An 11,726-nucleotide genomic window follows, 5' to 3' on the forward strand; every position below is an offset into this window, starting at 1 on the left:
GGTGGGCCGGCGTCGTCGCGTTCCGGGTACGGCCCGGCGCGCCGCCCGTGCCACCGGCCGTGCCGCCTGCTCAGGCGAGCGCGTCGGCCGCGTCGGCGTACGCCGTCCCGGTGCGGACCGCGGCGGCCACCAGCACCGCCAGTTGGGCCGGGGCCACCCCGCAGGACAGGTCCGTGGAGATCCCGGCGGCCAGCACCAGTGTCCCGTCGCCGGGTTCGTGCACGTACGCGGCGGGCAACAGCCGGTCGTGGTTCCAGGCGTTGCAGAAGGCGTACGCCTCGACGCGCCGGTCGGTCGGCAGTCGACGCTCGGCCACCATCCGCGCGTGCAACACCTCGCCCCGCCGGCCGAGCCGGCGGAACTGGATCGTCGCCGCGCCCCACCTGCCGACGAGCGTGCCGTCCGGCTCCACCGTGTACGCCGCACCGTGGGCGTCGAGCGCGGCGGCGAGCAGCGTCGCGTCGAGGGGCGCCGGTTCCTCCGGCCCGGGCGGGCCGGGTTCGGCGGGATCGGCTTCCGGTTCCCGGTCCAGTTCGCTCTCGACAGTCAGCGGCACCGGCGCGGCGATCGGCCGTTCGGCCAGCCAGGAGGCGATCCGCCCGGACTGGTGCCCGGTGCCGTTGCGGGCGTCGAAGCTGCCGGCCAGCGCGGTGGCCAGCGCTTGGAGCTGCGCGCCGAGCGTCGCCACGTCCACCTCGGCGGCCGGCCGGGAACCGTGCCCGGGGCGGTGGATCCGGCGGCCGCCGAGCCCGGCGTCGGCGGCCAGCCCGCACAGCAGCGCGCCGGCCGCGGCGAACTCCATCGCGGACAGGTCGTCGGCCGGCTGGTCGAGCCGGGGCAGCTGCTCGCCCAGCACCTCCAGCCCTCGGTGCAGGTAGCCGCCCACCGCGCAGAAGCGCAGGTGCGCGGCGAGCAGCGGGAACGCGGTCCGTTCCCGGCGGTGCCGGCGGTACGCGCGTACGTGCGCCTGGGCGGCCTCGGTGACCGCGCCGGTGCGCAGCCACGGCAGCAGCCCGGCGGCGAGGGCCCGTTCCGGCTGGTCGGTGCAGCCGGGTGGACCGGTCAGCGCGGGCGCGAGCGCCCCGAGGGCGGCGTCCGGCTCACCCCAGCCGGCCAGCAGTTCGGCCCGGCGCGCCGGCGCGCAGCCGGGGCAGCCGCCCACCGTGGTGTCTTCGGCCGACCACCGCTCGTACGCCTGCCGGGCGGCCGACTCGTCGCCCAGGTGGTCGGCGAGCCGGCAGCGCAGCTCGGCGACCGGGCCGGCGTCGTCGCCCAGTTCCCCGGCGAGCGTCTCCAGCAGGGGCCCGACCTGGTCCAGCCCGATCCGTGGGGTGCCGAACAGCGCCTCCACGGCCTGCCGCTGGTGCCGGTGCAGCCGGGCCAGCTCGTCGGGGCGGGCGTCGAGCAGCTCCGGGTGCCCGGCCAGCGTGGCCCTCATCCGGCGGACCGGCTCCACGATCCGCCAGCGCTCGCCCCCGTGCAGGTACGTCTCGACGAGCGCGAACCGCGCCGCCAGGGCAACCCGGGGGTCGTCGGTGGCGTCGGCCCGGCCGGCGATCCGTTCCAGTTCGGCGCAGCGCTGCGCGTCGTCGGGCCGGTCCCGGGCGTCGGCGAGCGCGGCGGCCAGCCCCTGGTCGCGGGAGGTGGTCACCGGAGCGGCCCGCCGGCCAGGTCGGCGACCGCGGCGGCGAGTTGGCAGCCGGTGGTGACGCCACAGTCGACGAGCAGGTCGAGCTGGTGCGGGGTGACGCCGCGTTCCAGGTCGGTGGTGACCTCGCCGCAGACCTGCGCGGTGCCGTCGTCGGCGACGTGCACGTACGCCTTCGGCCAGAGCCGGTCGTGGTTCCAGGTGTTGCAGAAGGCGTGCAGCTCGGGCACCTGTTCGATGCCGAAGCGGTATGCCACGACGGTGCGTACCTGGAGCAGTTCACCGGCCGCGCCCCGGCGGTGGAACCAGATCAGGTTCCGTTCCCAGCGGCCCACGAGCGCGCCGTCGGGTTCCTCGGCCACCGCGTACCCCCGGTGGGTGAGCACGGCGGCGATCAGCTCCCCGGTCAACGGGCGTAGTTCCTGCGGGTGCCCGGCCAGGGGACCGTCCGGACCGTCCTCGATCTCCGGCGACGCCATCGGGCATCCCTTCTGAGGCGAATAACACAAACGACGGTCCGATCCGCGCTGCGACGCGCGGACACGACCCCGAAAAGCGGCGTTCCGCTGCGTACCGCCGTTACCGTGACTCTATGGCGGGCCGTACCTCTCAGGCGAGCCGGCGGCGCGGCGCGTCGCCGCGTGGCACCACGAACAACCGCGCCCGCAAGCCGGCGAAGAAGGCCGCGGCGCGCAGACCGGCGCGGCGGCGGTCGGCGGCCGGGCCGAGCCCGGCCGCGTTCGTCGGCCGCGCCGTCAACGCGGTGTGGATGGGTTTGGCGCACACCGTCGGCTGGTCGTTCCGGGCCGCCGGCGCGTCCACCCGGGACCTGGATCCGGAGCACCGCCGCGACGGCGGGGGCCTGCTGCTGTTCGGCCTGGCCATCCTCAGCGCGGTGGGCATCTGGGGCGGTGGGGCGGGGCCGGTGGGCCGGCACCTGGCGGACACCGTGCGCCTGTTCGTCGGCGCGATCTCCATCGTGCTGCCGGTGCTGTTCATGGTCGGCGCGTGGCGGTTGATGCGCACCCCTGCCGATCCGGAGCATCGGGGCCGGGGTCTGGTCGGGTGGGGTTCGATGCTGCTGGCCACGGCCGCGATGCTGCACATCGGGCAGAACCCGGTCGACGACGTGCAACGTGACTTCGCCGGTGGTCTGCTCGGCGCCGGCGTGGGCGACCTGTTGAAGTCGGCGGTGACCGCGTGGGTGGCGATGCCGCTGCTGCTCCTGCTGCTGGTGTTCGGCCTGCTGGTGGTCACCGCGACGCCGATCAACAGGATTCCGGAGCGGCTGGGCCTGCGCGCGGACCGGCTCGTGCCCGACGTCGACGAGGAGCTCGACGCGGTGGAGGTCGTGGAGGTGCCGGTCAAGCCGGCCCGGAAGCGGCCGGCGAAGCGGCTCCCGCCGCCGCTGGAGCCGCTGGACCCGGACGACGAGCTGGCCGGCGTCGACCTGCAGGACACCATCGTGCTGCCGCGCAAGATGCCGAAGGTGCCGGCGAACCGCAAGCCTGTCGAGCCGCCGGAGCACTCACCGTTGCCCACCCGCGCCGAGCAGTTGGCGTTGACAGGGCTGGCCGGTGACTACACGTTGCCGCCGGCGAACCTGCTCAGCGGCGGCGCCGCGCCGAAGACCCGGAGCAAGGCCAACGACGAGGTGATCGCCGCGCTGACCGGCGTCTTCGAGCAGTTCGACGTGGACGCCGCGGTCACCGGCTTCACCCGGGGCCCGACCGTCACCCGCTACGAGGTGGAGCTGGGGCCGGGCGTCAAGGTGGAGCGGATCACGCAGCTGTCCCGCAACATCGCGTACGCGGTGAAGTCGCCGGACGTACGCATCCTCAGCCCGATCCCGGGCAAGAGCGCGGTCGGCGTGGAGATCCCGAACACCGACCCGGAGAACGTGTCGCTCGGCGACGTGCTGCGCTCGCGGGCGGCGACCAGCGACCACCATCCGATGGTGGCGGCGCTGGGCAAGGACATCGAGGGCGGCTTCGTGGTGGCCAACCTCGCGAAGATGCCGCACATCCTGATCGCGGGGGCCACCGGCGCGGGCAAGAGTTCCTGCCTCAACTCGTTGCTGGTGTCCATCCTGACCCGGGCCACGCCGGACGAGGTGCGGCTGCTCCTGATCGACCCGAAGCGGGTCGAGATGACCGGCTACGAGGGCATCCCGCACCTGGTCACGCCGATCGTGACCAACCCGAAGAAGGCGGCCGACTCGCTGGAGTGGGTCGTGCGCGAGATGGACATGCGGTACGACGACCTCGCGGCCAACGGGGTCCGGCACATCGACGACTTCAACCGCAAGGTGCGCAACGGCGAGATCACCGCGCCGCCGGGCAGTGAGCGGGAGATGCGGCCGTACCCGTACCTGCTGGTGATCGTGGACGAGCTGGCCGACCTGATGATGGTCGCCCCGCGCGACGTGGAGGACTCGATCGTCCGGATCACCCAGTTGGCCCGGGCCGCCGGCATCCACCTGGTGCTGGCCACCCAGCGGCCCTCGGTCGACGTGGTCACCGGCCTGATCAAGGCGAACGTGCCGTCCCGGCTGGCGTTCGCCACCTCGTCGCTGGCCGACTCCCGGGTCATCCTGGACCAGCCCGGTGCGGAGAAGCTGCTCGGTCGCGGCGACGGCCTGTTCCTGCCGATGGGCGCGTCGAAGCCGCAGCGCATCCAGGGCGCGTGGGTCACCGAGCGCGAGATCGCCGACGTGGTCAAGTTCTGCAAGGACCAGCGAGAGCCGGAGTTCCGCCCGGACGTGCTCGCCCCCGCGCAGGACAGCAAGAAGAAGATCGACGAGGACATCGGCGACGACCTGGACCTGCTGGTGCAGGCGGTCGAGCTGGTGGTCACCTCGCAGTTCGGCTCGACCTCGATGTTGCAGCGCAAGCTGCGGGTCGGTTTCGCCAAGGCGGGCCGGCTGATGGACCTGATGGAGACCCGGGGCGTGGTCGGCCCCTCGGAGGGTTCCAAGGCCCGCGACGTGCTGGTCAAGCCGGACGAGTTGGAGGAGGTCCTGGCCGGCCTGCGCGGCGGCGGGGACTGACCCCGGAAACGGGCGACGGCGGCTCCCACCGTGGTGGTGGGAGCCGCCGTCGGGGCTGCGGGGCTCAGTTGAGCAGGGCGGCGACGAGCACGGCGCCGATCACCGCGCCGACGACGCTGGCGATGGCGGCGTACCAGCCCAGCGGCTTGTCGCCGAGGACGGCGCCGACGATGCCGAGGATCACGCCGAGCAGGCCGAAGATCAGCGGGGACACGAAGATCGCGAGAACCGCGAAGACGAACGCGACGATGGTGCAGATCCGGGCGGCGCTGCTGCGCGGACGGGCGGTGGCGTGCATGTCAGCCATGGGGTCCTCCGTATGTGATCTGTGTCGGTCAACGGCAGCTCGGATACCCCCGCCGTCCCTGGGTCCAAACCGGAGATCGTCGATCAGCCGAACAGTTTGAGCCCGATCACGCCGGCCACCACCAGCAGCAGGCAGATGACGCGGGGCAGGTTCACCGGTTCGCCGAGGGCGAGCATGCCGACGAGCGCGGTGCCCACCGCGCCGATACCCACCCATACCGCGTAACCGGTGCCGACCGGGATGTCGCGCAGCGCGTACGCCAGGCCGGCCATGCTGGCCACGAGTGAGACGCCGAAGACGGTGGAGGGAAGTGGCCGGGTGAAGCCGGCGCTGCGGTCCAGGGCGATCGCCCACACGGTTTCCAGCAGTCCGGAGAGCACCAGCACGATCCAGGCCATGACGTCACCTCTGACGGGCGGGCCCGGCGCGGTCGGCCGGGCGGCGGTCGGTTCACGCGGGGCGTCTTGGCCTGACCGGGTACGCCCACCACTCGTCCGGGGCGGTCCGCGGGCCGCCGTGGCCGACGCTAGCACCGGGCGGGTCGCCGCGTCGTCGTGGTGAGAAACGCCACCATCGCTGGAGTTGACGTCAACTTCAGGTTGCAGGATCGGGGTATGACCCTGCTCTTCTCCGACGACGACGTCGCGGCCGCCGTGGACGCCCCGCTCACCGTCACGGCCATGCGGGACGCGCTGCTGGCCGCGCACTCCGGCCGGCTCGTCGCGCCGCCCCGGGCGTCCGCCGCGCTCGGCGGGGGTCGGATGGTGCTCACCGCCGGGCACCTCACCGGCGAGTGGTACGGCTTCCGCTCGTACGACACGTTCGGGCACCCGCAGAGCGAACAACTCGTCGTGCTGCACGACGCCACCACAGGCGCGGTGCGCGCCATCGCCGTCGGCGAGGAACTGGGCTCGCGGCGTACCGGGGGGCTCGGTGGCGTGGCCGTGGACGCGCTGGCCCGCGCGGACGCCGCCACGCTCGGCGTGGTGGGCTCGGGCCGGCAGGCGTGGACCCAGGTCTGGGCCGCGGCGGCGGTCCGGCCGCTGCGCGAGGTCACCGTGCACAGCCGCTCCGCCGCCCGGCGGGAGGCGTTCGCCGCGCGGGTCCGCGCCGAGCTGGACGTGCCGGCCCGGGCCGTCGGCTCGGCCGCCGCCGCGGTGCGCGACCGCGACGTCGTGGTGCTCGCCACCACCAGCACGGTCCCGGTGCTCGCCGCCGCCGACCTGTCCGCCGGCACCCACGTCAACACGGTCGGCTTCAAGCAGGCCGACCGGCACGAGTTCGGCCCCGACCTGCTCGACGCCGCCGACCTGCTGGTCACCGACTCACCCGGGCAGGCCGCCGCGTACGTCCCGCCGATGCTCGCCGCCGTCGAGCCGTACGCCGGACGGTTGCGTGACCTGGGCGCGGTGCTGGCCGGCGCGGTCCCCGGCCGCACCGGCGCGGACCAGATCTCGGTGTTCTGCTCGACCGGTCTGGCGGGCACCGAGGTGTTCCTCCTGGACCGCCTGGCCCGGGTGGCCGCGCCCGCCCGCTGACCGGGCCGGACGGGTGCGCGGCGGGCGCACGACGGCCCGGTACCCTCGGATGGTGTCTGCGACCTCCTCCACCCCACCGTCCGACGGGCGCCGCGTCGCCCTGCTGACCCTGGGCTGCGCCCGCAACGAGGTCGACTCGGAGGAACTGGCCGCCCGGCTGCACGCCGACGGGTGGCAGGTGACCACCGACGGCGAGGGCGCCGACGTGGTGGTGGTGAACACCTGCGGGTTCGTCGAGAAGGCCAAGCAGGACTCGATCCAGACGCTGCTGGCCGCCGCCGACACCGGCGCCAAGGTGGTCGCCGCCGGGTGCATGGCCGAGCGGTACGGCCGGGAACTCGCCGACAGCCTGCCCGAGGCGCAGGCGGTGCTCAGCTTCGACGACTACCCGGACATCGCGGCCCGCCTGGACGCGGTGCTGGCCGGTGAGGCGGTCGACGCGCACACCCCGCGTGACCGGCGTGAGCTACTCCCGCTGACCCCGGTGAAGCGTCAGGCGGCGGCGGTGTCCCTGCCCGGGCACGGCACCCCGACCCGGGTCGCCCCGGAGACCGACGCGCACACCCCGGCCCACCTGCGGCAGGTGCTGCGGCACCGGCTCGACACCGGCCCGGTGGCCTCGCTGAAGCTGGCCAGCGGCTGCGACAGGCGGTGCGCGTTCTGCGCCATCCCGGCGTTCCGCGGGGCGTTCGTCTCGCGTACCCCGGACGAACTGCTGGCCGAGGCCGAGTGGCTGGCCAAGACCGGCGTGCGGGAGCTGGTGCTGGTCAGCGAGAACTCCACGTCCTACGGCAAGGACCTGGGCGACCCCCGCGCGCTGGAGAAGCTGTTGCCGCAGCTCGCCGCCGTCGACGGGATCGTGCGGGTGCGGGCCAGCTACCTCCAGCCGGCCGAGACCCGGCCGGGGCTGGTCGAGGTGATCGCCACCACGCCGGGCGTGGCCGCGTACTTCGACCTGTCGTTCCAGCACTCCAGCGAGCCGGTGCTGCGCCGGATGCGTCGATTCGGCTCCACCGACCGGTTCCTGGACCTGCTCGCCTCGGCCCGTGCGCTGGCCCCGCAGGCGGGTGCGCGCAGCAACTTCATCGTCGGCTTCCCCGGCGAGACGAAGCAGGACGTGGCCGAGCTGGTCCGCTTCCTGACCGAGGCCCGGCTGGACGCGATCGGCATGTTCGACTACAGCGACGAGGACGGCACCGAGGCCGTCGGGCTGCCCGGCAAGGTCTCCGCCGCCACGATCAAGCGGCGGTACGACAGGCTCAGCGCGCTCGCCGACGAACTCTGCTCCCAGCGGGCCGAGGAGCGGCTCGGCGCGACGGTGGAGGTGCTGGTGGACACGATCGCCGACGGCGTGGTGGAGGGCCGGGCCGCCCACCAGGCGCCCGAGGTCGACGGTTCGACCACCCTTGTCGCCCCGGCTGCCGGCGGCGTGGACCTGGCCGCGTTGCGCCCGGGTGACCTGGTCCGGGCCACGGTGACCGCCACCGAGGGCGTCGACCTGGTGGCCGTGCCGGATGAAATGATCTCGGCGGCGCCCGGCGCGGTACGGTGACGGCGGGTCCGGACGGAGCGGGGAAGCCACGGGGGGCGGTGCCGGACATGACCGGGGCCGAGTCGACGGTGGTGGCTCCCGTACCGCTGCTCAACGCGGCGAACCTGCTGACCGGGGCGCGCCTGCTGCTGGTGCCGGTGTTCGTGGTCACCGTGGTGGCGTCGGGGATGACGCATCCGGGGTGGCGGACGGCGGCCTGCGTGATCTTCGTGGTGGCCTCGGCGACGGATCTGGTGGACGGCTGGATCGCCCGGCGCTACGAGCTGGTCACCCCGCTGGGCAAGGTCGCGGACCCGATCGCCGACAAGGCGCTCACCGGCGCGGCGCTGGTGCTGCTCTCCTGCTACGACCGGCTGCCCTGGTGGGTGACCGGGGTGATCCTGGCGCGGGAGTTGGGCATCACCGCCCTACGCTTCTGGGTGATCCGGCACGGGGTGATCGCGGCCAGCCGGGGCGGCAAGATCAAGACGGCGTTGCAGATCCTCGCGATCACCTGGTACCTCTGGCCGATGCCCGACGCACTGGCCCCGGTCGGCCCGTGGATCATGGGCGCCGCCGTGGTGGTCACCGTGGTCACCGGGTTCGACTACGTCGCGCAGGCGGTACGACTGCGTCGCCCGGCCCGGTGACTCCGCCGGCCGACGACTAAGCCGCGACGGCGCGGGAAGGAAAGGCGGGCATGAACACCGACGCGAGACATCAGCGGCCCGCCGGCAGCCCGGCGGCCGCCGTGGTGCACCGGCTGCACGAGTGCGGCCAGACGCTGGCCACGGTCGAGTCGCTCACCGGCGGTCTGCTCGCCGCCGCGATCGTGGAGATCGCCGGGGTCAGCTCCCTGTACCGCGGTGGCCTGGTGGTCTACGCCACCGAGCTCAAGGCGACGCTCGCCGGCGTACCTGAGGAACTGCTCGCCGAGCGCGGGCCGGTCGACCCGGACGTGGCCGCCGCCCTGGCCGAGGGCGGCCGGCAGCGGTGCGGCGCCGACTGGGGCCTGGCCACCACAGGCGTCGCCGGGCCGGAACCGCAGGACGACAAGCCGGTCGGCCTGGTCTACGTGGCGGTCGCGGGCCCGGGCGGGACGCAGGTGCGCCGCCTCGACCTCGACGGCGGCCGGGACCACATCCGCTCCGCCGCGGTGATCGAGGCGCTGCGCCTGCTCGCCGACCGGATCCGGGCGGCGCAGGAGGCCGACGCCGCCGAGCCGGCGCAGGCCGGCCGCCGGTGACCCCGTCGGCCCGACAGGCCCGGGCGCGGGCCCGCCGGACCGGACGGTCCGACAGGATTGGACAGGTGGGGTGGGATGTCGTCCGGGCGGGCAACGGGTACGGTTGCGGGAAGGCTCCGGCGGTCGCCGCGGTCGCCGGGGCGGTCCGCCGCATCCGGCGCGGCACGTCCGGCGGGGATGGTGGTCCCGTTCAGGGGGAGGTGCGATGGTCCTGCTACGCCGGGTGATCGGTGACGCACTGCGGGCACGCCGGCAGGGGCAGCACCGCACCCTCCGCGAGGTCTCGTCCGCCGCGAACGTCAGCCTGGGCTACCTCTCCGAGATCGAACGCGGCCAGAAAGAGCCGTCGAGTGAGCTGCTGGCCGCCATCTGCGACGCCCTCGGCGCCCGCCTGTCGGAGCTGCTGCGCGAGGTCAGCGACACGGTCGCGCTGGCCGAGCAGATGCCCGAGGTGCTGGTGCCGGTGGTCGACGAGCCGGTGACCTCGGCAGCCGGGCGCAAGGGCGCCGACCGGGGCGTGCGCCAGGTCACCACCGAGGGCGGGGTCGCGGTCCAGGTCCGGCAGGACTCGCCGCTCAAGGCCACGCTTCGCAGCACCCGGGTCCGTCCCGCGGAGCGCGACGTGGTCTGCGCCGCCTGAGCCGCCGACAAGCGTCGTGGGTGCTGCTGGCATCCGCGTCGTACTCTTGATCAGGAGCGCACGGGTGCCGGAGTGGCGTCCGGCTGGAACGATGTAGACGCGACGCTACTGAGGGGACGAGGCGGAGAATGGCTAACCCGTTCGTCAAGGGTTGGAAATACCTGATGGCGCTCTTCGGCGCGAAGATCGACGAGCACGCTGATCCGAAGGTGCAGATCCAACAGGCCGTGGAGGAGGCCCAGCGGCAACACCAGGCGCTGGTGCAGCAGGCGGCGGCGGTGATCGGCAACCAGCGTCAACTGGAGATGAAGCTGTCCCGGCAGATGACCGAGGTGGAGCAGCTCCAGGGCAACGCGCGGCAGGCGCTGACGCTCGCCGACCAGGCCCGGGGCAAGGGTGACGAGGCCGAGGCCGGGCGCTACGAGCAGTCCGCCCAGTTGCTCGCCACCCAGCTGGTCTCCGGCGAGCAGGCGCTGGAGGACCTCAAGACCCTGCACGACCAGGCCCTCGGTGCGGCGGCGCAGGCCCGCAAGGCGGTCGAGAACAACTCGATGATCCTCCAGCAGAAGCTGGCCGAGCGCACCAAGCTGCTCAGCCAGCTTGAGCAGGCCAAGATGCAGGAGAGCGTGGCCCACTCGCTGGAGTCCATGTCGTCGCTCACCGCGCCCGCCAACACCCCGTCGCTGGACGAGGTGCGCGACCGGATCGAGCGCCGCTACGCCACCGCGATGGGTCGGGCCGAACTGGCCGGTAACTCCGTCGAGGGGCGGATGCTGGAGATCCAGAAGGCGACCCTCGACTCGGCCGGCTCGTCGAGACTGGACCAGATCCGGTCGAGCATGGCCGGCGAGCAGCTCGGCAACCGGCAGGAGCGTCCGGCGGTGGGGCAGGCCACCGATCCGGCCGCCACCGCCCGGCTCGACGAGCTGCGGGCCAGCATGAGCCGGGAGAAGGACGCCGGGGAGACCACCACCGGCTGACGGACGGGGAGAGACCATGGCGGACGATCGGGCCCGACACTTCCGCAGGCTGCGCAAGCTGCGCCGCTCTGCGCGGCGGTGGAGCGTGCTGGCCGGCGGGCTCGGCGGTGCCGCCGCGGTGCTCACCCCGTACGCCGGGCTGGGCCTGCCGGACGCGGCGTGGGCCGGCGCCGCGGGCAGCGCCATCGCGGTGGCCGCCTGGCGCTGGGTCGACCACCGGGCCCTCGCGGCCGTGCCGGCCCCGCCTGCGCTGGACCCGGCGGAGGCCGCGGCCCGCTCCCGCGCCCGGATGGTCGCCGCCGTCGAGCGGCTGCCCATCGGGCCGGGCGTGCTGGCCGAGGCGCGCCGGGTCCGTTCCCGCCTCGCGCTGCGCGGCACCGCCGCGGCCGAGCCGTGGGCCCGGCTGGACCGGGCCGCGCTCACCCTGGCGGGGCTGGCCGGTCGGCTGACCGGGCTGGCCGAGCCGGCGGTGCGGGAGGCGGCCGAGGCCGACCGTTCCCTGCGGGAGTTGGCGAACCGGGTCGCCGGGGTGGAACGCGCGGCGAAACTGACCCCGCAGAGCACCCTCGGTGAGGTACACGCCGCGCTTGTGGCCCAGTTGGAGGACGGCGTGTCCGCCTACGAACGGCTGGTGGTGGCCGCCGCCGGCTACGTGGCCGAGGACACCCGGCCGAACATCGAGCACCCCGCGGCCGCCACCCGCCTCACCGAGGCCACCGACCTGCTGCACGGCGTCGCCTCCGCCCTGGCCGAACTCCGCACCCCGCTGCGCACCCCCTGACCCGCC

Annotated in this window: 12 protein-coding genes and 1 riboswitch; of the genes, 8 read left to right on the plus strand and 4 right to left on the minus strand. The window is 74.2% G+C overall.

Going from position 1 to position 11,726, the window contains the following annotated elements; genetic code table 11:
• Positions 1-70: 70 nt before the first annotated feature.
• Both ACLQ2X_RS18590 and ACLQ2X_RS18595 read right to left on the minus strand, forming a co-directional pair.
• Positions 71-1,651 carry a YbjN domain-containing protein gene (locus ACLQ2X_RS18590; protein ID WP_425682298.1) on the minus strand — a complete coding sequence of 527 codons (1,581 nt, stop codon included), beginning with the start codon at positions 1,649-1,651 and terminating at the stop codon, positions 71-73.
• A complete protein-coding gene (locus tag ACLQ2X_RS18595; RefSeq protein WP_425682299.1) occupies positions 1,648-2,127 on the minus strand; it encodes a YbjN domain-containing protein in 480 nt (159 codons plus the stop codon). The genes ACLQ2X_RS18590 and ACLQ2X_RS18595 overlap by 4 nt, the downstream gene beginning before the upstream one ends.
• A gap of 113 nt (positions 2,128-2,240) precedes the next feature.
• Here ACLQ2X_RS18595 and ACLQ2X_RS18600 point away from each other — a divergent pair, with 113 nt between their 5' ends.
• Positions 2,241-4,697, plus strand: a complete 2,457-nt coding sequence (locus ACLQ2X_RS18600; protein WP_425682300.1) for a DNA translocase FtsK — start codon at positions 2,241-2,243, stop codon at positions 4,695-4,697.
• A gap of 64 nt (positions 4,698-4,761) precedes the next feature.
• Here the strand turns inward: ACLQ2X_RS18600 and ACLQ2X_RS18605 are convergent, their stop codons facing one another.
• Positions 4,762-5,004, minus strand: coding sequence for a hypothetical protein (locus ACLQ2X_RS18605; RefSeq protein ID WP_425682301.1), 243 nt, complete (start codon positions 5,002-5,004; stop codon positions 4,762-4,764).
• Positions 5,005-5,087: 83 nt separating this feature from the next.
• A complete protein-coding gene (locus ACLQ2X_RS18610) occupies positions 5,088-5,402 on the minus strand; it encodes a DMT family transporter (RefSeq protein ID WP_425682302.1) in 315 nt (104 codons plus the stop codon).
• A gap of 55 nt (positions 5,403-5,457) precedes the next feature.
• Positions 5,458-5,517: riboswitch (guanidine-III (ykkC-III) riboswitch) on the minus strand.
• A 101-nt stretch (positions 5,518-5,618) separates the two neighbouring features.
• On the opposite strand from ACLQ2X_RS18610, the gene ACLQ2X_RS18615 reads away from it, so the two are divergent.
• The 7 genes from ACLQ2X_RS18615 to pspM all read left to right on the plus strand — a co-directional run bounded on the left by ACLQ2X_RS18615 (position 5,619) and on the right by pspM (position 11,720).
• On the plus strand, positions 5,619-6,542 hold the full coding sequence (locus tag ACLQ2X_RS18615; protein WP_425682303.1) for an ornithine cyclodeaminase family protein: 924 nt from the start codon (positions 5,619-5,621) through the stop codon (positions 6,540-6,542).
• A 49-nt stretch (positions 6,543-6,591) separates the two neighbouring features.
• On the plus strand, positions 6,592-8,094 hold the full coding sequence (rimO, locus tag ACLQ2X_RS18620; protein WP_425682304.1) for a 30S ribosomal protein S12 methylthiotransferase RimO: 1,503 nt from the start codon (positions 6,592-6,594) through the stop codon (positions 8,092-8,094).
• Positions 8,095-8,141: 47 nt separating this feature from the next.
• Positions 8,142-8,723, plus strand: coding sequence for a CDP-diacylglycerol--glycerol-3-phosphate 3-phosphatidyltransferase (gene pgsA, locus ACLQ2X_RS18625; protein ID WP_425682305.1), 582 nt, complete (start codon positions 8,142-8,144; stop codon positions 8,721-8,723).
• Between the two features lie 50 nt (positions 8,724-8,773).
• Positions 8,774-9,319, plus strand: coding sequence for a CinA family protein (locus ACLQ2X_RS18630; protein WP_425682306.1), 546 nt, complete (start codon positions 8,774-8,776; stop codon positions 9,317-9,319).
• A 205-nt stretch (positions 9,320-9,524) separates the two neighbouring features.
• Positions 9,525-9,959 carry a helix-turn-helix domain-containing protein gene (locus tag ACLQ2X_RS18635; protein ID WP_425682307.1) on the plus strand — a complete coding sequence of 145 codons (435 nt, stop codon included), beginning with the start codon at positions 9,525-9,527 and terminating at the stop codon, positions 9,957-9,959.
• 128 nt (positions 9,960-10,087) lie between these two features.
• Positions 10,088-10,939, plus strand: coding sequence for a PspA/IM30 family protein (locus tag ACLQ2X_RS18640; protein ID WP_425682308.1), 852 nt, complete (start codon positions 10,088-10,090; stop codon positions 10,937-10,939).
• A gap of 16 nt (positions 10,940-10,955) precedes the next feature.
• Positions 10,956-11,720 carry a phage shock envelope stress response protein PspM gene (gene pspM, locus ACLQ2X_RS18645; RefSeq protein ID WP_425682309.1) on the plus strand — a complete coding sequence of 255 codons (765 nt, stop codon included), beginning with the start codon at positions 10,956-10,958 and terminating at the stop codon, positions 11,718-11,720.
• Positions 11,721-11,726: the final 6 nt, after the last annotated feature.

It is taken from the genome of Micromonospora sp. DT31 (assembly GCF_049841795.1).
Taxonomy (GTDB): domain Bacteria; phylum Actinomycetota; class Actinomycetes; order Mycobacteriales; family Micromonosporaceae; genus Micromonospora.